At 49.7% G+C, this 24,608-nt stretch carries 19 protein-coding genes and 1 other RNA gene; 9 read left to right on the forward strand and 11 right to left on the reverse strand.

Features of this window, described 5'->3' with window-relative positions; translation table 11 throughout:
• The first annotated feature begins 102 nt into the window (after positions 1-102).
• Entirely contained in the window at positions 103-1,164 is a 1,062-nt protein-coding gene (locus ACMHXE_RS14720; RefSeq protein ID WP_159353249.1) for a DUF3083 family protein, read from the forward strand.
• Positions 1,165-1,259: 95 nt separating this feature from the next.
• Here ACMHXE_RS14720 and ACMHXE_RS14725 read toward each other — a convergent pair whose 3' ends face one another.
• The gene (locus ACMHXE_RS14725) at positions 1,260-1,979 is read right to left on the reverse strand and encodes a suppressor of fused domain protein (protein WP_286996623.1); all 720 of its coding nucleotides are present in this window, start codon (positions 1,977-1,979) and stop codon (positions 1,260-1,262) included.
• Between the two features lie 238 nt (positions 1,980-2,217).
• On the opposite strand from ACMHXE_RS14725, the gene ACMHXE_RS14730 reads away from it, so the two are divergent.
• Positions 2,218-4,860 (forward strand): SO2930 family diheme c-type cytochrome, encoded by a 2,643-nt coding sequence (locus tag ACMHXE_RS14730; RefSeq protein WP_413732679.1) that lies wholly within the window; start codon positions 2,218-2,220, stop codon positions 4,858-4,860.
• Between the two features lie 668 nt (positions 4,861-5,528).
• On the opposite strand, the gene ACMHXE_RS14735 is transcribed toward ACMHXE_RS14730, so the two are convergent.
• From ACMHXE_RS14735 to ACMHXE_RS14775, 9 genes are all read right to left on the reverse strand, one after another.
• The gene (locus ACMHXE_RS14735) at positions 5,529-6,779 is read right to left on the reverse strand and encodes a tetratricopeptide repeat protein (RefSeq protein ID WP_101053416.1); all 1,251 of its coding nucleotides are present in this window, start codon (positions 6,777-6,779) and stop codon (positions 5,529-5,531) included.
• Position 6,780: 1 nt separating this feature from the next.
• A complete protein-coding gene (locus ACMHXE_RS14740) occupies positions 6,781-7,401 on the reverse strand; it encodes an energy transducer TonB (RefSeq protein ID WP_039035600.1) in 621 nt (206 codons plus the stop codon).
• A gap of 1 nt (position 7,402) precedes the next feature.
• Positions 7,403-7,807 (reverse strand): ExbD/TolR family protein, encoded by a 405-nt coding sequence (locus ACMHXE_RS14745; protein ID WP_025011238.1) that lies wholly within the window; start codon positions 7,805-7,807, stop codon positions 7,403-7,405.
• 13 nt (positions 7,808-7,820) lie between these two features.
• Entirely contained in the window at positions 7,821-8,348 is a 528-nt protein-coding gene (locus ACMHXE_RS14750) for a MotA/TolQ/ExbB proton channel family protein (RefSeq protein ID WP_082014355.1), read from the reverse strand.
• Positions 8,348-9,703 (reverse strand): MotA/TolQ/ExbB proton channel family protein, encoded by a 1,356-nt coding sequence (locus ACMHXE_RS14755; RefSeq protein ID WP_039035599.1) that lies wholly within the window; start codon positions 9,701-9,703, stop codon positions 8,348-8,350. The genes ACMHXE_RS14750 and ACMHXE_RS14755 overlap by 1 nt, the downstream gene beginning before the upstream one ends.
• Positions 9,703-10,485, reverse strand: coding sequence for a DUF3450 domain-containing protein (locus ACMHXE_RS14760; RefSeq protein WP_039035598.1), 783 nt, complete (start codon positions 10,483-10,485; stop codon positions 9,703-9,705). The genes ACMHXE_RS14755 and ACMHXE_RS14760 overlap by 1 nt, the downstream gene beginning before the upstream one ends.
• A 674-nt stretch (positions 10,486-11,159) precedes the next feature.
• Positions 11,160-13,913, reverse strand: coding sequence for a TonB-dependent receptor (locus tag ACMHXE_RS14765; protein WP_101053414.1), 2,754 nt, complete (start codon positions 13,911-13,913; stop codon positions 11,160-11,162).
• 418 nt (positions 13,914-14,331) lie between these two features.
• Positions 14,332-15,540, reverse strand: coding sequence for a porin (locus ACMHXE_RS14770; RefSeq protein ID WP_413732682.1), 1,209 nt, complete (start codon positions 15,538-15,540; stop codon positions 14,332-14,334).
• Positions 15,541-15,754: 214 nt separating this feature from the next.
• Positions 15,755-18,124: a DNA polymerase II gene (locus ACMHXE_RS14775; protein WP_286996625.1), complete on the reverse strand. Its 2,370-nt coding sequence runs from the start codon at positions 18,122-18,124 to the stop codon at positions 15,755-15,757.
• Between the two features lie 86 nt (positions 18,125-18,210).
• On the opposite strand from ACMHXE_RS14775, the gene dinG reads away from it, so the two are divergent.
• From dinG to ACMHXE_RS14805, 6 genes are all read left to right on the forward strand, one after another.
• A complete protein-coding gene (dinG, locus tag ACMHXE_RS14780; RefSeq protein ID WP_101053408.1) occupies positions 18,211-20,283 on the forward strand; it encodes an ATP-dependent DNA helicase DinG in 2,073 nt (690 codons plus the stop codon).
• Positions 20,284-20,304: 21 nt separating this feature from the next.
• Positions 20,305-21,078, forward strand: coding sequence for a TSUP family transporter (locus tag ACMHXE_RS14785; protein WP_101053406.1), 774 nt, complete (start codon positions 20,305-20,307; stop codon positions 21,076-21,078).
• On the forward strand, positions 21,075-21,737 hold the full coding sequence (locus ACMHXE_RS14790) for a primosomal replication protein (RefSeq protein ID WP_101053404.1): 663 nt from the start codon (positions 21,075-21,077) through the stop codon (positions 21,735-21,737). Before ACMHXE_RS14785 ends, ACMHXE_RS14790 begins: the two co-directional genes overlap by 4 nt.
• A gap of 9 nt (positions 21,738-21,746) precedes the next feature.
• Entirely contained in the window at positions 21,747-22,442 is a 696-nt protein-coding gene (locus ACMHXE_RS14795; protein WP_101053402.1) for a DUF2057 domain-containing protein, read from the forward strand.
• 3 nt (positions 22,443-22,445) lie between these two features.
• Positions 22,446-23,351, forward strand: coding sequence for a histone deacetylase (locus ACMHXE_RS14800; protein ID WP_413732684.1), 906 nt, complete (start codon positions 22,446-22,448; stop codon positions 23,349-23,351).
• Positions 23,352-23,412: 61 nt separating this feature from the next.
• The gene (locus ACMHXE_RS14805; RefSeq protein ID WP_413732686.1) at positions 23,413-23,703 is read left to right on the forward strand and encodes a late competence development ComFB family protein; all 291 of its coding nucleotides are present in this window, start codon (positions 23,413-23,415) and stop codon (positions 23,701-23,703) included.
• 363 nt (positions 23,704-24,066) lie between these two features.
• Here ACMHXE_RS14805 and ffs read toward each other — a convergent pair.
• An RNA gene (gene ffs, locus ACMHXE_RS14810) (signal recognition particle sRNA small type) lies at positions 24,067-24,164 on the reverse strand.
• Between the two features lie 205 nt (positions 24,165-24,369).
• Here ffs and ACMHXE_RS14815 point away from each other — a divergent pair.
• Positions 24,370-24,606, forward strand: a complete 237-nt coding sequence (locus ACMHXE_RS14815; protein WP_100145522.1) for a hypothetical protein — start codon at positions 24,370-24,372, stop codon at positions 24,604-24,606.
• Positions 24,607-24,608 lie beyond the last annotated feature (2 nt).

Consider the following 24,608-nt stretch of genomic DNA (forward strand, 5'->3'; position numbering starts at 1 on the left):
CTATAGCCGATCGGATTGAAAGTTGTTTTGTCGCAATGAGAGTGCAGTGCAACCCGGCTAGTATGCCCATACCAGCGTGATAACATGAAACAAGGAAAGCATATGTCCCTGCAAAAAGTCTATATTCCCCTGGCCACCCGTACCAGCCAGTACATCATGGCTGAAATACTGATGACAGATGCGCTGCTCAGTCACTATGCCAGTTACGAAAACTGCTACCGCGAGATCAGCAAGTTGGTATTCCAGTTGGCAGAAAAGGAAGATCTGCACAACATTCATGTGATCGCCAATGACAAACTGCCTGTGGTGCGTTTTCACACCGAGGCCTACTGCTTCCAAACTGCCGAACAGATCCTGTTCTTTTACAACCCGGCCTACCATGAAGCCCAGAATCTTTTCTTCCAGCCGGACTACAAGGCCCGCAAGTTAAGACTGCTGTTTTTGGCTACAGGTAAGGATATTCGCGCTAACGCCGCCAACTTCCACAACCGGGTCAACGCCGTATTGAATGGGGTATTGGACAACCTACCGGAGCAGGAGTTAAAGGTCAAAGTCCGCGATCACCAGCACATGGCCTACGATCTCTTCGCCCGTGCCAAGGGTGAGAAAAAAACCTATGGCTACAAACTAAGAGATATCTATCAGCGCTACAAGTCACGCAGGTGCAAACTGCCGGAAGATCACAGCTCATTGGCCTATGTCACCGTCAGTCTGCCGTTGAGCCGCCGCCTAAAACAGAGCGTACTGGAAGAGGAGCATACCGAGGACTTCAGCCCTCTGTACCAGTTCCTTGAGGACAAGTTCCGCAGCGCGGCGGCCGGCAAGCAATTGCACCGCACCGCCATGGTAGCTAATGGCTTGATGCCTTTGGTTCGCAACAGTAAGTTCGAGAAGGTGGAAAGCACTGCCGAAGCCCAGATGATAGGCTTTGATCCTGCGGCAACCGACACTCAGTTTGTCAGCCATTGGGATGGAGGTAACTTGGTGGAATCGGTGCACTTTTTGCTGGTCGCCGGTAAAGAGGATTATACAGAGCCTGGTTATGGCCGCTATATGAACCAGGTGGAAGCGGCTTTGAAAGACTTTGCCGAAGCCATAGGTTTGGATCCGGAGCGCCATGAACTGGTGTTAAGATTCCATCAGCACATCAGTTACAAGCGTTAAGACTCAAAAAAGCCGGGCTAGTTTTGACAATGCAGCTCAGCCCGGCTTTTACCTTGTTATTATAGGTGTGCTATGAATGAGTCCCCTGGGCTCGGCTATTTCCGCCCCGTGACCACATTGATTCTGGCCACATCCACCAGATCGCTCACCTGATACTTGTCGAACAGCTCCAACAAGGCATCGCTGCCCTGCTCCAGTTTCAACATCATCTCTTCTTCATAAAGCGGCACCAGGCTATAAAAATTGATGCACTTGTCCCGGTCAATCTCCAAGGTGTGGAAAGCGTCATCAAGTAGCAGCGACGGCAGAACTATCATGCCATTTTGACGGGTATTTTCGGCAAAGGGTTCGGCAGGATCACCATTGGGTATTGTGTGTCCCCAGCCCAGCCAGCTGTCGTATTTATGCGGAAAGCGCGCCAAAAACTTAAGCTGTCTTACAGGCCAGTACCACTTTTCATCGCTGAAGGCTTCCTGACTTATCTGCCAGTACGCCGGCAAGGTGATCATCAGCTCCATAAACCTGGGAATATCCGCCTCTTCGGGGGTACTCATAGGCAAGTCACTCATGCCGGAAGTCACCAGAGTATGGAAAGGTCGCTCGTCTGTCGGTGCCACATAATGCACATCAATATGCACAGTATCCGAGATAACTTCATGAAAGACCCAGGTGACTTCACCAATATGGCGCTCAATATGTTCGCTTATCTGGACGATACACTCTTCCCCCATAGGCGATTGCCACTCCTTTTCACCATCCGTGTATCTGAAAATGGGATCACCGGAAAGGCTGTATTCTTGTTCATCCTTACTCATGCCAACTCCTTTTGATTCTGACGCATGAGGTTTTATCACTGCCGGCGAACTAAATCCAGAATAAATGATGAAAAACAAATAGTTGTTAAAATAGTGTTTATATATGGCGATAATGCTTCAATCTGTTATCTGTCGTTACTTGCATTATTTGACGCTAATTTGGCCGGATTTCACATTGTCAGTCGGGAAATCAACCGGGATCTTGTTAACCGAATAATAACAATAATCAGGAGAGATTATGTTCAACAAGAAAAACCCCCTGACTTTGGCGTTGCTGGCAGCCGGGTTAACCCTGGGACTCATTGCCTGCTCGGATGACGACAATACGTCTCAAACCACTGAACCGCCGGTCGTGACGCCACCGCCGCTAACCAGCCCCTTCCCCGAAGGCGCCATCATGGTTGAAGCCGGAGACAATTTGACAACCCGAATTCAGGAAGCTCTGATCAACGCCCAGAGTGGCGCTGTAATCGTGTTGCCAAAGGGCCGATTTGAGATAGATGCCACCTTGTTGTTTGACGGCGATGTCGACGGTGACGGCAGCTATGCCAGCAATGTCACTGTCATGGGCTATGGCCGCGATGAAACCATTCTCGACTTTGCCAATGCCAACGCCGGTGACGGTATTTTTGTGCAAAACGCCCTCAATATCACCATCAAGGATCTATCGGTCTATGAAGCCAAAAACAACGGCATCAAGCTGAAAAATACCAATGGCATCATACTGCGCAATGTCTCCGCCGTGTGGGAAGGTGAGCTGGATCAAGGCAATGGCGCCTACGGCCTTTACCCGGTGGAATGCGAGAATATTTTGATTGAAGACAGCTATGTCCGCGGCAGCGCCGATGCCGGTATCTATGTGGGCCAGTCTGAATACATAGTCGTCAGGCGCAATATCGCCAAGGAAAACGTCGCCGGTATCGAAGTGGAAAACTCGCGCTTTGCCGATGTCTATGACAATGAGGCCATGGGCAATACCGGTGGTATTCTGGTATTCGACCTTCCCATTGGCAACCACAAGTACGGCTCCAGCGTACGGGTATTCAACAACAAGGTTTATGACAACAATACCCACAACTTCGCCAACGCCTCTGCCAACCCGGCCGGAGTGCATATTGTTCCTCCCGGCACCGGGGTGATCATACTCTCCACCAACGATGTGGAAGTGTTCAACAACCAGATCAGCAACCACGATACCCTGGCGGTCACAGTCTCCAGCTTCTTTATCGCCGAGCCGGATGTCTCTGCCTTTGCCGCCAGCTATGCCCAGCCGGGTCAGGCCATTGAAGATGGCTGGCGCGCCACACCGCGCAACATCTATATCCATGACAACCAGATAAGTGGTTTTGCCACCAAGCCCAACGGCTATCTTATCGAGGATATCATCAAGGCCTACATCTACAGCCATGGCCGCTTCCCGGGGATCCTCTACGATGGCCTGGGTGAACTGCTCGCCAACAATGGTACCGGCGCCTATCTCGGCTTTGGTGAACTCCCCTTCAACCCTGACGGCAGTGAAAATGTCTGTGCCAGCAACAATGGAGATGTCAGCATTGGGCAGCTCTACGGCAACAGCAATACCGATGTCAGCATTCCCGATGTCATGTATGAAGCCAAGCAGCAGCAACTGTTGCAATGCTCTTTGGTCAGCCTACCTGTGCATACCGTCACTTTCGGCGAACAGATCTTCGGCTGCGGCGTGGATGATAATACCGAAGGTTGTGACGGCGGCGTTCTGGTCGGCGGTGGCGGTACTATAGGAGAAGGTGAAGGCGGCCTTGAAGGCGATGGCGACCTGTCGCTGTGCAGTGCTCAAGGCTCTGGTGTGAACTGGGATGCTCTGACGGGTGCCAATTGCAGCAGCCTGGCACAGTACCGCCTGTTTGCCGACGCCTCTATGCCGGCGGCCATGCCAAACAGTGGCGGGATCCCTTACAAACTCAACACGCCGCTGTTTACCGACTATGCCAGTAAGTATCGCTATGTGTTTGTGCCGGAGGGGAAACAAGCCAACTACAGCAGCAATGAGGCCTTTGACTTCCCGGTAGGCACAGTACTGGTGAAAACATTTGCCCTGCCCACCGATACCGCAACCAGAGGCGTGGACAATGAAACTATGATTGAAACCCGGTTGTTGATCCACAGAGAGTCGGGCTGGACCGCCCTGCCCTATGTCTGGAATGCCGAGCAAACAGATGCCACTTTGGCCAAGGCCGGTGCCATTCAAGGCAAGAGCGTGGTGCACAAGGGGCAAACCCTGAACTTTGACTATGTTGTCCCGTCAATGAATCAGTGCAAGCAGTGTCATCAGTTCAAGGCCGACAGCGCCAGTCAGGCGGTGTTTATGCCGATTGGTCCCAAGGCCCGCCATCTGAACCGTGACTACCCCTACCAGGATGGCAGCGCCAACCAACTGCTTCATTGGCAAAGCGCGGGTATTCTCAGCGGCCTGCCAACCCTTACCAGCGTCGACAAGGTACCAGCCTATGTGGATGGTGATGAAGCCACTTTGACTCAACTCAGTGACAGCGAGCTGATGCAAACTGCCAAGGGCTACCTGGATATCAACTGCGCCCACTGCCACAGACCCGAAGGTAATGCCTCCAATACCGGGCTGAAACTGGAATACCAGCGCAGCTATGATGAAGACAACGGCTTCAGCCACGGCACCTGTAAATCGCCTGTAGCCTATGGCGGCGGCACTCTGGGCTATGATGTGGTACCGGGTAATCCGGCCGAGTCCATCATGCATTTCCGGATGCAGAGCAATGAGCCGGGCGACAGAATGCCCGAAATTGGCCGTAGCCTCAGCCACGAGGAAGGAGTCGCGCTGATAAGCGAATGGATTAAACGTTTACCAGCGGCCAACTGCTCCAACTGAAGCTGAAGTCAAGCTTGCGTATAAAAAGTAAATCATAGATCCGTACGCACCTGGAAATGCAAACGGCTGTTAAGTCATTGATTCGTTACCAAGTAACAAATACTAACGACTCCAGCCGTTTTTCTGTCGAACCTTTGTCAAAGCTTTGAAGTCGCAATCATAAATATGAGCGCTGCCTTCCAGCTAGCGCACCTGATGCCTTATCTCAAAAGAGCTATGCTCGGCTTGATATTATTGCCAAGTATGACAGGGCTCATTGGCAATGCCGGTCTCAAGCAAACTTGTCGATCAAAGTATGGCTAACCTGACCTCTTGAGCCTACTCAAAACAACCGCAAGCTGACTGATAAACAGACGGGTTATGAGCCAGCAAGCTCTCAAAAAACAACTTAAGCACTATCGTTTTAGGTTAACCAAACAGAAACCTTGACCCAATGCTGACAGCCAATTACTCATCCCCTTGTTTGAGCTGTACCAGGTATCAATTGGAAGGTTTGAATAACAAAAACAAGCTGCTGAAGCGAATAGACTATGGCTAGCGGGATACCGCATACCTCTTTTGGGAAAGTCAGAGTGGCGTTTGAAAGTCAGAGTGGCGTTCGCAGGAGATCAGCGATGAACCAAAAAAAAATAAAGCCCCATACGGGGCTTTATTTAGCTGGCATAGCATTAGAGTGAAACGTTATGGATCCGCGCTTTCTCTTTTATGTATGACAGATAGCTGGTGGCGCTACGTGCTGTCTTGGAGTCTTTTGAGGCCAATTCAGCACGGCGGTATGCCGACTTATAGTCTTTCAGGTTCAGGTAGGCCAGAGCCAGCTCAAACTGAGCTTCGCCAGGATTTTCCAATCCGGCATCCAGCGCTTGCTTGAGTACTGGAATCGCTTCCTTGAACTGCTGATCCAAAGCCAGCAAACGACCTTGTTTCAGGTACAGCTTGCCATCGTTACCGGCAGCTGCTGCTTGACCATAATAAGCCGCGGCCTTCTTCAACTCCTTGGCGTTGTGGAAGAAACCGGCCAACATAGACAGGTTTTTCTCACTTTTTTCGATAAGCCCTTGCTTCATGTGCTTCTCGAAAATCACTGCGCCGCGATAAGCCGAACCTTTGGACGCCAACAGTTGCGACAAACGAGTGATGTTATCAGCAGTTTCCAGGAAACCGTTCTGATAGGCCAAATCGTATGTCACTGTAGCCTTGTCGAAGTCCTCGGTCAGCAGATAGAGCTGAGCCAACTGAACCCAAAGACGCTTATCGTCCTGAAACAGGGGCACCATAGTTTCCAGAACACCAACCGCTTTCTTGTACTGCTTGAGGTTGAAGTAAGCCTGGAACTTAAGCTGGTAAAGGTTCTTATCAGGCTTTTCCGCCAGTGACAAACCTTTATCCGCTGTTTTCAGCACATTTGGATAGTCTTTCAGTTCAGTATAGGCAATACCGATACGACGGTAGACCACAGGATCTTGCTTACAGGAGAAATCCATCCACTTGTTATAGTAGGTGATAGCTTCTTTAAACTTCTTCTCCTGCAGCAGTAGATCCGCATACAACTTCAGAGTTGCACTGTGGTCGGTTCCACCGAGGATATCTGCCTCTACTGCCTGCTTCAGGTACTTGATGGAAGTGCCCATCTGACCTTTTTCAGCGTAGAAGTTACCCAGCATACGGGCGATATAAGCCTTGTCGAAGTCATTACGGGCGTTGGCTTCAAGCAATACGGCGATTGCTTCGTCCAGATTACCGTCCTGATAGGCTTCAAAGGATCTCTGCACCTTTTTGGCAGCAGTTTGACCCACAGCCTTGGCCTGACGTTGGTCAATAGGACATTTCTCAGCGGCCTGGGCGATTGGCGCCATCAGCACTGCACTGCCTGACAAAGTCAACAGCATGGCTGCAGCAAGCTTATTCACTTTTTGCATCTTATCTGTCTCCTTGATTCAGGGTGAAGTCCAGCTGAACTGTCATACCGGGTTGCTTCATCGGCTTACCGTCAACAATCTTCGGCTTGTACTTCCACTTCTTCAGTGCACGAACCGCTTCACGATCAAAGATCCTTCTTGGTTCCGCCTGGATAACTTCAACATCATCAACACCACCGAGTTCGTTGATGGTAAAGCGCAGTTGTACCCAACCTTCTTTACCGTCACGCGCCGCAGCAATGGGATACTGAGGTTCAATCCGCACGATAGGTGTTGCATCACCGTCGCGGGTCATCATGTTGCCCAGCTTAAAGCCTGTGCTTGGACCGCCTGCTTCTACTCCACCCATATTGAATGCCATATTGGTATCAATATCAGAAGAGCTATCCGGTGGCGTTTCCGCTGGCTTCGGTGGCTGCTCTGGTGGTGGGGGTGGCTTAGGTGTCACCCTTGGTTTCTTCTGTGCCTTCGAATCCTGCTTGTCCATTGTGATCTCGATAACTGGCGTTTCGGTTGAGGTGTCGCCACGTTGCGCGCCACCTCCGACCAGGAATGCCATAAACCAGAACAGACCAAAAGTCACAGCAGCACCAATAATGATAGATACTAGTGCTCTTAACATATCAGTCGTTCCCCGCAGATACCGAGACCTTATCAATACCAGCAGCCTTCACCTGATCCAGTACTTTAACAACCAAGCCGTGTTGGGCTTCTTTGTCTGCCTGGATCAGAACGGCGGCTTCTGGCGCCTCTGCCAACATACGTTCTACGTTAGCAGTTACTCGTTCAATATCAACCTGACGGTTTTCCATCATAATCACGCCTGTTTTACTGACGCCGATAAAGATGTTCGCCGAAGGTTTTGAAGTCGCTGTGGACGCCTTGGGTTTGTTGTAGTCCAAACCGGATGGCTTCACAAACGAGGTGGTCACAATGAAGAAGATCAGCATGATGAACACGATGTCGAGCATCGGGGTCATATCGATCTGTGCTTCCTCTTCTACACTGGAATGCTTCTTACGTGCCATGTTCAATCTCTCTCTAGTGGTGTGGCAGGCTGTCTTTCAGCTTTTCCAAGCTGATTTTCATCTTGGCGTCCAAACGAGTGCTGAAGAACACCCCGGACAATGCCGCGACCATACCAGCCATAGTCGGCATAGTGGCCATAGAAATACCAGCTGCCATCAGACGAGCATTACTCGTCCCCTGAACTGCCATAACATCGAACACTGAAATCATACCTGTCACAGTACCCAGCAGACCTATCATAGGACAGATGGCTACCAATGTTTTGATGATCAGCATACGTGCATTCATATCTTGCTTCGCTTGGGATACCCAAGCTTCACGGATACGGTGTGCATACCAGGAGGTGGTTTCCTCCCTGGCATTCCATGCAGTAATGATCTCTTTATGATTCTTAGGTGATACCCAGTTCAGATACCAGAATCTTTCAAGCATCAATACCCACATGAGAAACAGCACCGCCGCTACAAGCCAGAGGACATCGCCTCCGGAGGCCATGAAGCCCCTGACGGAATCCCAAATGTCCATCAGGTATAGCATCATTAGTCAGCCCTCTTCTCTGCGTGTTCAGCAATAATACCGGCACTTTGCTCTTCAAGGATTTGAACAATAGATTTACTGCGAGCCACAACGATAGCATGACACAGCATCAGTGGCAGAGCCGCAATCAGACCCTGTACTGTAGTTACCAGTGCCATAGAGATACCACCGGCCATCAGTTTTGGATCGCCAGTACCGAACAGCTGGATGCTCTGGAAGGTTGCAATCATACCGGTTACGGTACCCAGCAGACCCATCATAGGAGCGATAGCCGCCAATACTTTGATGATAGAGATACGTGTTTCCAGCGCTGGCGTTTCTTTCAGGATGGCTTCATCCAGTTTCAACTCCAGAGTCTCAACGTCAACATCTTTATTCTCTTGGTACACTTTCAGTACACGGCCCAGAGCGTTGTTACCTGGATTGGCAACATTCTTGGCCTGAGACTTAACGCGAGCACCGATAACAGTCAGAGTAACCAGACGCTCCAGCGAGATCAGCAGACCCAGAGCCAGCAAGGCAATGATGATGTAACCAATGGTACCACCGGCCTCAATACGATCTTGGAAGCTGGCCTTCTGAGTGAAGATATTCAGCAGAGTACCGCGGGCAGGGTCTACATACAGCTTGGCTGTACCTGAAGTGGCTTTTTCGAAGTCAGCGATAGGCTTAACCTGATAACCTTCCGGCTGCTGAGACAGCTCCTGGATCAGACCCAGCTCGTGATTCAGAACCACATACTTATTATCAGCCAACAGGTTAAAGGCACCGACACGATAGATGGTGGTGTTGTTCACGTTACCATCAATGTCAGTTACTGAACCTTCAAACTTAACCACTTTGCCAGATTCGGCCATTTCGAAAAGTTGCTCTTCCCAGAAGCGCTCCAGTTCTTCAATCTTAGGTAGTTGCTTACGGGCACCCAGGTCCTGAACGAACTTGTCACGTCCTGGATACTGGGCACTGACGTTGGAGTTGATCAGCTTACCGGCGAAATCGCCTGCTTCGCCTTTAACCACACCAAACATTTCACCCAAGTCACCCTGAGCGGTTTTCAGATCTTCTTCGAGTTGAGCAATTTTACGCTCGTTGTCGAGGAAGGCCTGGTTCAGGTCTTTACCGCGTTGAGTTTCAGCAGCCAGCGCATCTTTTTCACGCTTCAGCAGGGCAGCCTTGTCGCCACGCTCGGCTTGGAACTCTTGTTCACGCTTAGCATTAATTTTGCCTTGAGCGGCACGTTCAACTTTAACTTGCTGCAGCAGTTGATCAATCGTCTTAGGCGCCTCTGCGGCACTGGCCATACCGGCAGACAGTGAGAAACTGGCAGCAACGACGGCGGTAGTGATTAGCTTTTTCATTATTGTGCAGCCTCCGCAGCTGGAATTGGTAGTGCGAACAGATCCAGAGCCCCTTGTTTACGGGCGATACGAATACCCTTGGTGATGTCACGCAGATAGCTGTCATCCAGCTTATCCCAACCCTTGGTTTCAGAGTTGTACATCCAGGCAGTCTTCTGGTCCAGGCTCTGAGCGTACAGAGCTACGCGGCCCAAGCGGAAGAAATCAACCAGCACTTCTTTACCATCAAGGTTCAGCTTACCGGTTTCAACGTCAACAAAGCTGCCGTACTCACGCTCGATGCTGTAAGCATCCAGGATCAAACGGAACTTTTCAGCCAGAGTCACTTCGGCAGTGTTAAGCAAGTCTTTGAGGTTTTTAACGCGCTGTGCACGGTCTTCAGATTTGAATGGCAGATCCAGAGCCACGAACTGCTCCAGGGCATCAACCATTTTAAACATCAAAGGAACAACACCTTGACGCAGTTTGTCTACGCCATTGATATCGTCCTGAATGGATTTCATTGTGGCTTCCTGATCAGCGACCAGTCCTGCCAGATAATCATTGTAGGCTTTGAGAGATTCACGCTCGTCAGCAACGGCGGAATATTCGAAAAGCATATCTTGAGCCTGGTCAAAATACTTATCGATCTTCTTCTGTGACGCAACGGCGTCTGACTGCAGACGACCCGCGGCTTTTTGCGCGTCGGTAAGAGGATCTGCAACGACTAAGTTGCTGCTGGCGAGTGCCAGCGCGCCAACAAGCGCAGAAGCGATTTTTGTTCTATTGCTTACCTTGGACATAGTTCCCAACCAATTTGAAGTGATTAAAAAGGTTTAACTTTTCAGCAACAGTGCCCCGAATATCCCTATTTCAACGGCAGATGGTGCTATCAAGTATGTCTTTCTCTTGTGATTGTTAGTTTTTTATCTTCCCTTTCCTATGCCCCTGAAGGCATAGACCCGCTGGCATCATTTCACAAAATGTTGACCTGTGTCAACATTTGAAATGAGGCGAAAACGCTGGAAACTAAGGCTAACTGTGTGATTAATCATCAATGGCTTTTTTTTACATTTAGTGATCAATTGTCAGCCACCTTCTTAGGCGATGAATAGCGGTAAAAACAGCATAAGCTAATATTTAACCTTATGATTTATATATAATTAAAAAGCATAAGCCGGTGCGATATGTTTTATCAATCTTGAAAGAATTCAATTCGACAGACCGATGGTAATCCACTTTTTCCAAGCGATTACTGTCCTTGGGAAAGCGGTTTAACCACAAAACCATCTCCCCTGCTCTCTTGCCATGAAATCAATTGGCAGCCAGGTTCGATTGCAGTTGTTACGCAATAGTGTTTTGTCAATTTGCGACTATGTCTTACTTATATAGAGTTTAAAAAGTAAAAACCCCGGAAGGTATCCCGGGGTTTCATTCATTGAAGCTGACTTAATTCATCCAAAGATGAAGTTTGTCATTAGAACTTCATGCTGGCACGAACGAAGAAGTAGCGGCCCAACATATCATAAGTATAAGGGTCGGTATTCGAGTCGTTGTTACCAGTGTAGTACGGAGGCTCTTTGTCAAACAGGTTGTTAACACCGCCGGATACACGGATGCGGTCTGTGATATCGTAAGAACCTGACAGGTCATGGTAAACCACGCTGTCTACTGAAGGCGCGTAGCAGCTGCCATCATTTTTCTTACAAGCAAACGAGTCCATACCGTCGATGTAGCGAGCTTCATAAGTGACAGTCCAATCATCACCGGCAGCGGTAATGTTCAGGTTGCTCTTGAACTTGGCATAAGCACCCACGCCACCTGTGATATAGCCACGATAGTCAACCGCATTACCATCCGGGTCAAACTCTTCATACTCACTCAGGATAGAGCTGTCCCAGCCGGCCTTCCAGTCCAATCCAAAGGCATCGAATACGTAGGCAACGTTGATGTCGTAACCTGAGGTATTGGTAGCACCTATGTTCTGCAGACCGTTGTCGAACTTGATACGACCGCTATTGTCGAGCTCAATATTGGAAGACTGACACAGCGCAGTGCCTGTGTTGATCTTGTTCCCACCTGCATCCAGACACTGGTTGGCAATATAGTTGTTGTCAACTGAAGTAATAGTGTTGGAAATCTCGATGTCATAGTAATCGACGGTCAGAGACAGACCTTCTACAAAGCTTGGTGAATACACCAGACCCAAAGTAGTGATATCAGCTTCTTCAGGAGTCAGCATTTCGTTACCACCAACAGTCACTTCAGCCTGATCCTGATCAGTAGCAGGGTGAACAATCTGCTCGAATGATGGTGACTTACCACCATACAGTTCGTATACAGTTGGCGCACGGAAGGCAGTGGACATACCACCGCGGATCATCAGGTCATCATAGACACGCCAGGTCAGACCCAATTTCCAGGTAGTATCATCACCGAAAGTGCTGTAATCGAAGTAACGCATAGCGGCGCTCAGATCCACTTGCTGCGCCAAAGGCAATTCGCTCAGCAGTGGAATCGCCAATTCTGCGTAAAATTCATTAACGCTGAAATCACCGGAGGTTGGCTCAACGCGAGGATCGTTTGCCAAGCCCTGAGAAGTCAGAGAATCCGGAGTATAGTGAGCAGCCTCTTTACGATGCTCGTAACCCGCGGCAAAACCCATTATACCGGCAGGCAATTCAAACAAATCGCCGGACAGAGTCGCCGCAATGATATCCAACTCGCTGCCACCGCTGTTCACTTCGGTATAGATGTATGGCTTGATGCTCTCACCTTCCCATGATGATTGCAGGAAAGGATCGAAAGTGCCTTCAAGAACTGCAGCATTGATGGAACCCAAGTTGTGCAGGTTAGCTAAAGTATCGGTTGAGTCGTTCTTACCTTTGTTGTAAGAAGCATCCCAGGTCCAGCCGTTTTCAAACTCACCTTCCAAGCCAACAACGATACGTATGGTGTCTACTACTTGGTCAAAGTCACGGGTACCGGACTCAACCATACGACGACCATAAGCCAGTGCTTCACCGGGTTGCACCCAAGGCAGCAGCTCATCGGTCATCCAGCCACCGGCTGACTTAGGATTGTAAACCCAAGCAGAGTTGTTCCAGATTGGCTGAGGCGCCATTTGCTGATTGGACCAACGCTTGGAGTACATGGCTTCGGTGAAGAAACGAATCGATTCGGTCAGTTCATAAGTACCCGCCATGGACAGGTTCAAACGCTCCATTGGCGTCGACAGATAGCTGTCTTTGGCATAGTTGTATCTGTCGGCATCGCTGAACTCATGATAAGTTCCACCCAAGCCACTCAGGTCCGCTTCAGACATACCATCAAAGTATTGGAACTTAGGCTTGCCTTCGCCGTTATCGACGTACTCACCATAGTAGCCCTTGTCACCTATGGCATAAGCGCCTTCGGGTCCGGTGCCCACGATACCAAAGTTGTTGTCACCCCAGATGTGACCGCCTTGAGAATAGCTACTACCACCGCAGTACAGGCTACGTTCCCCTTTTGGACCTGTTTCTGCAATAGGACACTTTGAAAAATCACGGTCAGCCTGGCTGGCATCACCGCGCTTGGTGTATTGAGCATTAACAACGACATTACCTTTCTCGAAGGTGTTACCCAATGTCATGTCGATGCTGGACTCGTCAGCGTCACCTTCACCTGAAAGACCAGTTTGAACGTTGATTTCAAAACCGTCGAAATCTCTTTTCAGAATGATGTTAACCACACCGGCAATCGCATCGGTACCATAAATGGCAGAAGCGCCATCTTTCAGTACTTCGACACGCTGGATCATGGATACCGGAATGGTGTTAAGGTCAACAGAAGAAGCAGCACCGGTACCGGATGCAATCATACGGCGACCATTCACCAGAACCAAAGTACGGTTGTCACCCAGACCACGCAGGTTGATACGCGAGTTACCGCCTGAGCCGTTGTTGATACCGGCGTTGGTCATGGCACCACCGGCAGAGGTCATTTTTTGCAGAACGTCGTCAATATTCACTGCACCTGACGCTATGATAGATGAAGCATCGATCACACTGACAGGGCTTGCAGTTTCCATATCGGTGCGCTTGATACGAGAGCCTGTAACCTGAATACGCTCTACATTGTCAGCACCTTCTTCGGCCGCCAAAACGGTTGGAGCGCTAAAAGCAGTCGCTGCAACACCACCAACCAATGCCAGACGCACTGCGTTGGTTAACGAATTATTCTTATACATACTTATCTCCCTTTCGACATCTTGTGTCTTGGTAACGGATCCAAATGCTTTGTCCGGATCCTTTAGTTGTTTGCTGGTAGACACGAGTTTACCCGCAACAATTTCACGCAAATAAAATCACATAACAAACATTTTATCAACATTTGAAACGTTAATATTGCATATAAAATTAACAACAAAAGAGAGATGAGATTATTTCATTTAGCATGAATCTAGTGGCTCTTACACCAAGATTGCCCACTTCAACCAGAGCTGAAAACATTAACACCATGAATTAATAGAGTTTTATAAAAACCATCTCACCCCTCTCAATCGTAACAAACGCGTTACATATCTCTTTCTGGTAAGACGTACGAACACTTTTTTCCCCAATAAAAAAAGCGCCTTTCGGCGCTTTTTTAAACAACTCTATTAACAATCAAAGGGTGTAACGAATACCGATAGCGATACCATCATCTTCAGATAATGACATTCTAGCTTCTTGCGCTTTATCGGCGCTGGTAAAGTCGCTGTAGTCTTTACGTGCTTCAACATAAAGAACCGTATTCAGATCCCAAACAAAGTGTAAACCTACAACCACAAACTGACGCTTGAACACATCGTTAGGATCGGCATTAAAGTTTGGTTGAATAACATAGTCTTTCCCTGCATCCAGAATGTTATAAGACACAAAAGAACGTAGACCATTATCAAACTTGTAAGAAACTAAGGTTTCAACACCATAGGCATCTTTAATCAAGCGTCCGATGTTATCAGTATCATGATTTTCTTCTTTGTGAGCATTTGCGGCAACATATAATCCATTCTTGTCAAAATCACCCCAAGTAGCGCCCACACCATAGATTAAATCAACAGCGGTTTTGTGCTCACCAGTACCATAGACCACATCAAACTCACCTCGGTTTATACCCGCCATTAAGCTGAATTTATCTGTGGCCTTGTAGGTCAAAGACGCACCATAGGTGTAATCGTAAGTAACCTGTTGCGCTTCTTTCTTACTTGCATTCCATTCTGCTTCACAGGCACTCTCAGTGATGTTTTCGATGTCGCATGTATAGAAGCTACTGTTTTTTAATTGTGCCTGAACCGCAAAGCTCACATCACCGATGCTGTTACGGTATTGAACAACTTTATCACCACGACCAACACCGTTTACCGCGCCATCGTCTTTGTTGAAAGTGTAAACACCAGCAGCATTACCATCCCACACAAAACCGTAGTTAGTGTTGTATACCACGTCGTACCAGGCACCCCATTGTTTACCAATAGTGATAGTGCCATATTTATCGTGGCTAATGCCTGCGTAGCCCAGACGGTTGTAGAAGAACTCATCCTGGACTGATTCGAAGCGATTGTTATAAACAATATCGCTGCTGCCAACAGGGTTCACGCCCCATTCCAATTTGGCAAATGTGTTCCAACCGTGGGTTAACTCACGACTAAAACCAAAATTAATCCTGGAAGCACCATTGACGACTTCCGTTTCACCCTGAGTATTGATTACTCGGACATCAACGAAACCACCGATTGAGACTGCATTTTTTTGATCTTTATAGATTTCAATGGCTTGTACCGATGGAACGGCTAAGAGTCCTGCCAGGACGGATGCGATGAGAGTCTTGTTCATTTGTTGTAACCTTAAGTGTTTTCAGCCTGCCTACCCCATTCCGTTGTTTTATTTCCTTCCAAGGGGAGCGAAGATTAGCAAAAGCTCCGTAAAGCGGCAAAGATAAAAATCACATTTTTTATTACTTTTGCCTTAAAAAAAACCATAAAGGTCGTAAAAATCCAGAAATAAAACCACACATTAACTTTGTTAACTTTTTGAAACAACTTTAGTGTCAGATTAAACTCAGCTGTCCAGTGCTGATTGAGGTAAAACTTTCTTTCATTATGGAAAGTATTGGATCGGCTATCGGCTTGATTTGCCTTTCAATATAGTAGTCATAATCAATGGCTGAACGTCTGAGGGAAACTGCTTCGGGGCCATTGATTGTTACCAGATAATTAATCCGGGTGCCCAAACGGCCATAACTCAAATCGCCGGTGTGCTCCAACAGTTGTCTGGCCGCCTTGACATGGGGTGATGCCTTGGCCTGATAGGCATCCAATTTACGCCTTAGTCGCTTGGAGAAAATAAGCTCATTATCATAGTCACCGCGTTTGAGCGCTTCTATTTCTGTGGCCAGAAAGCCCACCACATCCAAATGATTGAACATACGCCGGTACAACTCGTATTGAATCCGTCTGGCCAAAGGGCTCCAGTCACTGCGAACCTGCTCCATGCCTTTGAAGATGATATCCAACTGACCTTGGCTATTGCGGCTGGCACCGACATAGCGCTTTTTGGAGCCTTCTTTCGAATCTCTGAGGGTGGGCATCAGAAACTGTTCATAATGGCGCTCAAACTCGAGTTCCAGATGACTCTGCAGCTGAAAATTATCCGCCAAATGTTGTTGCCACTTGGCGGTTACCCTGGCAGCCAACGCCCTGCCGAAGGCTTGCGGATCTGTAATGTCATGCTGCTGTCCCAGCCAAACAAATGTCGAATCTGTGTCGCCATAGATGACACTCATGCCTTCATCCTCAATCCAACGTTTGGTCTGCTGCATGATTTCATGACCGCGCATGGTAATTGAGCTTGCCAATCGGGCATCGTGGAACACACAGCCCCGAGAGCCCAGTACCCCATAAAGCGAATTCATGATGATCTTGATTGCCTGAGACAGGGGCGCATTGGCTTGGGCCTTGGCACTTTCCCGCTCTTGGGCCAACTTGGCAATAAGCGTTGGCAATATAGGTTGTTTACGGCTGAATCTTGCACCGAGAAAACCGGGTACCGTCTCGGCTTCGGGTTCACCCATACCCAACACCAGCCCCATGGGGTCGATTAAAAAAGTACGGATGATCGAAGGATATAGACTCTTGAAGTCCAGCACCAGAATGTCCCGGTAAAGGCCCGGAATGGAGTCCATCACATAGCCGCCGGGACTCTCCAGGCCGTCACTGGCCGGTGCTGCTGGCGCCACAAATCCGGCCCGGTGCAAGTGTGGCAGGTAGAGATGATTGAACGCCGCCACCGAAGCCCCTACCCGACCAAACTCCAACCCGGTCAGTTGCGCCCGGGCCAAGGCAAAATTCAATAAATCGGTTTTATCGAAAATATCCAGTACCAGACGGCAATCGGTCAGATTGTAGTGGGCCAATGCCAATTTATCCTCTTGAAAGAGCTGGTTTATCTCCTGGCCGCGATCTTCAACTTTATCTATCGCCTTGCCTTCACTCAAGAGTGCGCGGGAGACGAACTCGAGCGAATAGCGCTCAAACTGATAGAAGGCGGCCTTGAGCCAGTCTATACCGTCCAGCACCACTCTTCCGGGCAAGGAGAGGGTTTCCGGCCGATACTTGCCTTCTACCAACCAGGACATGGGCACGCCTCCCCGCCCAAGCCGTGCTTCTATGCCATGATGGACGTAGCGTCGGCTCAGCAGTGCCAGGTCAAAATTGACAACCGACCAACCTATTATGATGTCCGGATCCCAGAGACTGAACCAGTCAATCAAAGCCTGCAACAGAGCTGCTTCATCCCTGACCCAGTGGATATAGTCAGGCCCGCCCTGGGCTTGACCTATCATGTACACCCGCTGAAACAGCGCTCCATCGCGGTCACGACCGTAGAGTCCGGCGGAATAGAGCTCGCCCTGCATGCTGCATTCAAGATCGAGGGAAATAACAGCCAGTTCTATATTGTTGAGCGAGGCTTTCCTGGCGCGGCTGGCAACAAACCGTTGCAGCGCGCCGCTTTCCTCGCTGAAATAACCGTAAAACTCGGCATCGAGCGCAATAAAGCGTTCAATCAAGAAACGCTGCTGGGGTTTAAGATCGGCTTCATATAAGGGCATTCCCTGATCCTGGGCCTGCTTTTGCAGTAACCGCATCTGTTGCCGACTGCGACTGTAAAGCGCCGCAACCTTCTCTTTGGCGAAGTTTCTCAGCGCCAACGGCTGGGCCCGTACCTGGCTTAAACTCTGGCATAAAACCGCCGCATCCTTCTCTTTGGCAAAGCAAACCTGTTCCTGCTCCGGCACCTCAACCAACACAGGCCCCTGCTCGGTGGCCAGATAGTATTGCAGGCATAATCCCTCATTTCTCTGAGCCAGATGACGGGTAAGAATACGACCCTTAAGGGTTTGCGGCGTGTTTTGGGGCATGTGTCGGGACAATCGCGTTTTAGTGGTTTATTAGCATAAGAAATTACTGGTATTATATACAGGATAATTTTCCAGAACCGAGTCTCATGCTAGCAGCCCATGTAAAGACCCAGATCCGTGAGATCTACAAGGACATTGCCTCCGCACTGCCCAACTTCCGTTCCCGCCGGGAGCAGAATTATATGGTGGCGGAGATCTCCAAAACACTTGCCGGTGAATACGACAAGCAGCGGCGGATCATGGTGATTGAAGCAGGCACTGGTATAGGTAAATCCCTGGCCTATATTCTGGGAACCATACCCCTGGCGCTGGCCAGCAAGAAAAAAGTCTGTATTGCCACCGCCACAGTGGCGCTGCAGGAACAGTTGCTGCATAAAGATCTGCCGTTTTTTCTGCAACACTCCAAGCTCAACTTCCGTTACGGTCTGGTCAAAGGGCGTCAGCGTTACGTATGCTTGGCCAAGCTTGAGATGTTGGTCGGTGACGGCAACGGCAGCCAGATGGCCATGTGGCAAACCAAGCCGGATACCTCACAGGTTGAGCAGTTGCAGGCTCTGCTCAAAGACTATCAGGATGGCCGCTGGAATGGTGAACTTGATACCCTCAAAACGCCGCTGCCAGACCACCTGTGGCAGCAGATAGCCTGTGACAAACACAGCTGTCATCGCCAACTGGCCAGTCACAGCCACTGCCCCTTCCACAAGGCCCGCGAAGATATTGACACCTGGGATGTGCTTATTGCCAACCATAGTTTATTACTGGCCGACCTTGAACTGGGTGGCGGTGTGATTCTGCCGGACCCGGAAGAAGTTTATTACGTTATCGACGAAGCCCATCACCTGCCGAATGTGGCCAGGGATTTCTCCAGCGCCCAGGCCACGCTCAGAGGGGCCTGTGATTGGCTGGAGAAAGTCAGCAAGACCACTGCAAAACTGCAAAACCAAATAAAGAGCAACAATATCATCGCCCCGGCGCAGGCGATGTTGGATCGCATCGAAGAGTTAACCGGTCTGCTGAATCAGGTTGCCCACTACTGTGATACCCAACCCAAACTCTTTGCCAACCCGGAAAACCGCCTGCGGTTCGAACATGGCAAGCTGCCGGACGCCCTGTTGATCCAGGCAGAAAACCTGGCCACGGCCTCCAACGATGCCCTCAAGCAATTCAACAAGATGCAGGCTATCCTCAGCGAAAGCGTCAAGGATGGTGAATTGCCAAGGCATCAGGCCGAAGCCCTCTTGAGTGAAACCGGCTTTATGATGCAGCGCCTAGAAAACCTGCAAAAGCTCTGGAAAATGATGGCCAAGGAGGACAACCCCAAAGGTGCCCCCACCGCCCGCTGGATTGAAGCCCTCAGCGGCAAGCAGCAGGACTACCTTTTCAGTGCATCGCCAATCGAGGTCGGCTATATGCTGGAACATATGTTGTGGGAAAAAGCCGCCGGCGTCGTGCTATGTAGCGCCACTCTCAGAGCACTGAACCGCTTTGAGCATTTTGCCTATCAGGTTGGCCTGTCACTCAATGATGGCAGTCGCTATCTGGCGCTGCAATCTCCTTTCGATTTTGAAAACAACGCCACTCTCTACCTGCCGAAAATGCGCACTGAGCCAACCGAAGACACCTACACAGAAGAACTCGCCAGCCAGATAAAGCAGTTGGTGGAGGGTGAAATGGCCACTCTGGTACTGTTTGCCTCCTACTGGCAGATGGAAAAGGTGGCCGATCTACTGCGCAACAAGCTGGTATCAGAACCACTGATCCAGGGCAGTGCCCCACGCCAGCATCTACTCGAGCAGCATAAGCAGAAATGTGACAAAGGTGAGCCCAGCATTATCTTTGGTACCGGCAGTTTTTCCGAGGGTCTCGACCTTCCCGGCGACTACCTGACCAATTTAATAGTGACCAAGCTACCGTTTGCCGTGCCAACCTCGCCGGTAGAGCAGGCCCATGCAGAATATGTCAAAATGAAAGGCGGTAACCCGTTTTTACAATTGACTATTCCGGATGCGTCACGGAAACTCATCCAGAGTTGCGGCCGCCTGTTGCGAAAAGAGCAGGACTATGGCCGAATAACCATATTGGACAGGCGTTTGGTAACCAAAAGATACGGATCGTCGCTGCTCGATGCCCTGCCGCCTTACCGCCGCGTTATCGAATGATGCGCTCAATCAGGATGTAAAGTGGATATTCTGCTCGAACCCAGCAGCTGGGCCATATTGGCCGCAGTCGGCCTGCTGGCCGGATTTATTGATGCCGTAGTCGGTGGCGGCGGCCTGCTGTCCATTCCTGCCTTGCTGACCGTGGGCATGCCGCCTCATCTGGCTCTGGGGACCAATAAGCTGGCTGCCTGCTTCGGCTCCTCCATGGCGGCATTTACCTATTACCGCAAGCAGTTGCTGACGCCAAAGTTCTGGCTGTTCGCCTTTATTGCCACCGCCATAGGCGCCGTTATCGGCAGCATTGCCGTTTATCTCATCGATACCCGTTGGCTGGAAAAAATTCTGCCACTACTTATTATCGCCATCGCACTCTATTCGCTGTTTTCACCCGGAGCCATGGGCTGTAGCCAGTGTAAACCCGTCACCGAAACGCCGGCAAAACATAAACAGATACTTCAGGGGCTGGGGCTTGGCGCCTACGACGGCTTTGCCGGCCCGGGCATTGGCGCCTTTTGGGCGGTCAGCTCGACCGCACTTTACCGCCTGCCCTTCCTGCACAGCAGCGCCTTGGCCAGGGCAATGACTTTTGTCAGCAATATCACGGCATTGATGATTTTCCTGCTGCTAGGTAAAGTGCACCTTTTGGTCGGTGTGGTGATGGGCTTGTGTATGATGCTGGGTTCTTATATCGGCGCTCACTCGGCTATCCGCTTCGGAATGCCGTTTATCAGGCCACTCTTTATTGCTATTGTGGTGCTTATCGCCGCCAATCTAGCCTGGAGTGCCTGGTTTTGAACACTAATCAACTGGTACAACGCCTGCGGGAACAACTCAGGCAGTTGGAGCAAGAAGTGCTGCAACATGATGCTTCTTTACCAGCGGCGCAGCGCAAACTGCTGCAGGATACTGAACGCTTCAACAGCGAACTGTTTATTCAGCATGGTGCCCAGCTCTATCCCTGTGTGGAACAGCTGCACAAGAGCATAGATCAGCTGGAAAAACAGTTGCGCCATCAGTTGGCCCAACACACTATAGCCTTAAGCTGCGAGCGTATTCAGGACAGGTTTGTCGCCCTGAAACGGGCCCTTGGCACCACAGGTCTCAACGCCAGGGTCCAGAAGCTACAGCAGGCCAGCAAGCGGAGAAGCTACCAACAACGTCAGGGCCGCCGACACCAGGAAAGTGGTTTTGGCTGGATAGCTGCAGGTGTTATGCAAAACAGCCATCAATTGTACGAAGAGCTGAACAAACATCTGAACTGGGCCAAAAAAATAGAACAAAAGATTGAACAATTGCAATCAAAGCTTGAAAACTGTCATAGTACTGACAAAATCCCCGTCCAGAATGACATCCTTTTGATGCATCGCCGCCTCGGTAAGTGCAGGCAGGCGATCAGCTATATTGAAGATCGCATTCAGGCATTTGAACGTCCGCATCAGAGTTACAATCGTTAAGGAGCAACAATGAAACTACGCTTGACCGCCTCGGCCATACTGGCCCTGCTCAGCACTTCCTCGGTATTTGCGGCCAATCTGACCATCCCTATGTCTTTTGAATATCTGGCTCTGGATGGCAAAGAAATTGAAACCAGCAACTTCAACCACAAATCTGAGCTGGCACTGTCCGAAGGTGTCCACAAGATTGCTATTCGTTATCATGACATGGTCGATGATGAGTTTTCCGACAGTCAAAGCTTCGTTAAGTCTTCTCCTTTCATTCTGACCTTGAAAGCCGAAGGCGACAACGAGTACATCCTTAAGCCTGCCGATGGTGACTACGTCAAAAAACCCAAAGAGTTTGCCAAAACCCCTCAGGTCGTCATTACCCGCGCCGATAAGGGCCAGGTCAACTACCAGGTGGAACTGACTCAACTGAAAGAAACCACTTTCCTGTCACAGCTGTTCAATGGCAACAAGGGTCCAGATGTTGAAACCGCCGCTGCAGCCGTAACCTCAGGTAACATGGCCGCCAACCAACCTGTGGCACCTGTATCCCAGCCATCACCTGTCAGTGCCATGACAATGCCAGCAGCTTCCAAGGCCAGTGGCCAAGGTGGTGACAGTGCCGCCCATGCCCAGCAAATGCTGCAATACTGGTGGTTACAGGCCGATGAAGCGACTCGCAAAGAGTTCATGAGCTGGGCCATCAAACAGCTCTGATAGATGCTCCCTTTGGTGTATCACGCCAGCTATTCTAGGCTGGCGTTACCATCCCGGCACAGATTTCCAATCAGCAAATATCAACGCCTGTTTGAGTATCTGTGCCAAACTCCATTTTCCGGGCAATTTAGCCTCTGTTCCCCAAATCCTGCAAACCAAACTGCCCTCGCCTCTGTGCATTGTCCTCTATATGTTGCCGGGTTTATGCACAACCAGTTGGTTCCTAAGGCAATGCGCCGCATAGGCTTTCCCTGGAGCGAGCATCTGCTAGCGCGGACACTGCACTCAGTCGCCGGTACTGAGCTGGCGGCGCGAAAAGCGCTCGAGCACGGCATAGCGCTGCATATCAGCGGTGGTTACCATCACGCTCACCAAAACTTTGGCAGCGGTTACTGTATTTTCAACGACCTGGTCTACAGTGCCAGACGCATGATAAACCAAGGGCTGGCGGACAAGATTTTGATTATCGACTGCGACGTCCATCAAGGCGACGGCACAGCCACCATGACAGCCGGCGATGCGAACATCATCAGTTGCTCAATACACTGCCGACAAAACTTCCCCGCCCGTAAAGCAGACTCTCACTATGATATCGAGCTTGAAAAAGGCGCTGCTGATGACGAGTACCTCTCAACGCTGGAGCAGATACTGCCTTTGCTGCTCTTGACTCATAGGCCGGATCTCATTCTTTATGACGCTGGGGTCGATGTGCATGCTGAAGATGAACTCGGTTTGCTGCAGCTCAGCCTTGAGGGCATATTCAAACGGGATATGAGCGTATTGCGTCATGCCAGAGACGCGGCAATACCAATAGCCTGTGTCACGGGAGGCGGATACTGCAAAGACCCTCTACAATTAACATTCAGACACAGTCAATTATTTCGCGCCGCGACTAAGCTGTATCGCTAAAGGCTACGAACCAATTGCTACCAACCAAGCCTAACGCAGCAAAACTTTGGGAGCGTCACCTATGCAGCTAGAGATCCGCAACTACTACGAAGTGATGTTAATGGAAATCCTCACTGAAGAGGGGTTGATGGATGAGCTGCCAACCGACTATGTGGCAGATCTGGCTTGTATCACGCTCAATCAACTACCGGTGCGCTACATTCACCATCTGGTGGACACCTATTTCTACGGCGACTACCAAGAGCAAGATAGAATGCGCAACGAGATCTACCAGGCATTAGAGAAATCGCGGGCGTTTTTGAAATCCAAATTGCCCCCGAAACTGGAAACCGAGCAGCAAGCGCTGGGGTAGCACAGGCCCAGTTATCAAGAAACACGGATAACTCTGGGTTTGAGCCTCACCAGCGGAAATAAAGTCGCCGCTCTGCTGCTATTCTTTTACTTCTTGGCGGTCTTGTTTTGGCCGTTAATGAGGTGGTAGCCAAGCCATCGCAGTCCATGTAGCCAGCTGTTTATACCAAACGAAAGTGTTAATGGTAGCCATTGGCGCGTCTTCTCTATAGAGGGGCTGCGCTTCTGGCGCATCAAATATCGTGTCGGGAGTAACAGAGATAAGGGTGGAAATCGGCTTTAGCTAGACTCAAAGTGTACCACCTTGTGTATCACCAAGGTTTATCTCAAGCTAACCATTTGAAAAGGTTTGGAATTGGAGGTTCCCCCAGAGCCACACCCCGGCACATGAGTCACTTGCTACGGTTGCTCCCTTCCGGGCCTGGCCGGGTTCACAAGTTATCATTGCGGGGAGGACGCGAGGTAAGCATCCATTCACACGCTTGAAGACACCTAAGTGGATTAATCTGTTGAATGACCCACAATTTGTATCACTCATTTAATCCTATGGCAAGGTATGACAGGTTCCTAATCTATTTCATTAGCTGGGCTTCTTTATGTGTGATAGCATGGTTTAGGTGACTGTTTTTTATACTGCAATGTAGTCTAATTTTATTAAGAAGTGGATATGTCTATTTCAGAGGAAGCGTTACAGCCAAAGTGCCCAATCTGTGGTGCTCAACCAGTTCATACTGATGAACATCAAAAGTTTATGATTTGTAAAGATTGCGGTCATAAAGAGAATTTTGATGACTTTATGGAAGAGTTTAAGTCTAAGGTTTTGAATGAAGTAGAGAACTCTTTAACCAAGTCTCTCGAGAAAGCATTTAAGGGTAGCAAGAACATTAAGTTTACTAAAAGGTAAAG

The sequence above is a fragment of the Shewanella sp. BJSY2023SW007 genome, assembly GCF_047314525.1.
GTDB lineage: Bacteria > Pseudomonadota > Gammaproteobacteria > Enterobacterales > Shewanellaceae > Shewanella > Shewanella chilikensis.

Coding starts and splice junctions, on each gene's coding strand:
- ACMHXE_RS14720 (WP_159353249.1), top strand. CDS start 103: ATGTCCCTGCAAAAAGTCTATATTCCCCTGGCCACCCGTACCAGCCAG.
- ACMHXE_RS14725 (WP_286996623.1), bottom strand. CDS start 1,979: ATGAGTAAGGATGAACAAGAATACAGCCTTTCCGGTGATCCCATTTTC.
- ACMHXE_RS14730 (WP_413732679.1), top strand. CDS start 2,218: ATGTTCAACAAGAAAAACCCCCTGACTTTGGCGTTGCTGGCAGCCGGG.
- ACMHXE_RS14735 (WP_101053416.1), bottom strand. CDS start 6,779: ATGCAAAAAGTGAATAAGCTTGCTGCAGCCATGCTGTTGACTTTGTCA.
- ACMHXE_RS14740 (WP_039035600.1), bottom strand. CDS start 7,401: ATGTTAAGAGCACTAGTATCTATCATTATTGGTGCTGCTGTGACTTTT.
- ACMHXE_RS14745 (WP_025011238.1), bottom strand. CDS start 7,807: ATGGCACGTAAGAAGCATTCCAGTGTAGAAGAGGAAGCACAGATCGAT.
- ACMHXE_RS14750 (WP_082014355.1), bottom strand. CDS start 8,348: ATGATGCTATACCTGATGGACATTTGGGATTCCGTCAGGGGCTTCATG.
- ACMHXE_RS14755 (WP_039035599.1), bottom strand. CDS start 9,703: ATGAAAAAGCTAATCACTACCGCCGTCGTTGCTGCCAGTTTCTCACTG.
- ACMHXE_RS14760 (WP_039035598.1), bottom strand. CDS start 10,485: ATGTCCAAGGTAAGCAATAGAACAAAAATCGCTTCTGCGCTTGTTGGC.
- ACMHXE_RS14765 (WP_101053414.1), bottom strand. CDS start 13,913: ATGTATAAGAATAATTCGTTAACCAACGCAGTGCGTCTGGCATTGGTT.
- ACMHXE_RS14770 (WP_413732682.1), bottom strand. CDS start 15,540: ATGAACAAGACTCTCATCGCATCCGTCCTGGCAGGACTCTTAGCCGTT.
- ACMHXE_RS14775 (WP_286996625.1), bottom strand. CDS start 18,124: ATGCCCCAAAACACGCCGCAAACCCTTAAGGGTCGTATTCTTACCCGT.
- dinG (WP_101053408.1), top strand. CDS start 18,211: ATGCTAGCAGCCCATGTAAAGACCCAGATCCGTGAGATCTACAAGGAC.
- ACMHXE_RS14795 (WP_101053402.1), top strand. CDS start 21,747: ATGAAACTACGCTTGACCGCCTCGGCCATACTGGCCCTGCTCAGCACT.
- ACMHXE_RS14800 (WP_413732684.1), top strand. CDS start 22,446: ATGCTCCCTTTGGTGTATCACGCCAGCTATTCTAGGCTGGCGTTACCA.
- ACMHXE_RS14805 (WP_413732686.1), top strand. CDS start 23,413: ATGCAGCTAGAGATCCGCAACTACTACGAAGTGATGTTAATGGAAATC.
- ACMHXE_RS14815 (WP_100145522.1), top strand. CDS start 24,370: ATGTCTATTTCAGAGGAAGCGTTACAGCCAAAGTGCCCAATCTGTGGT.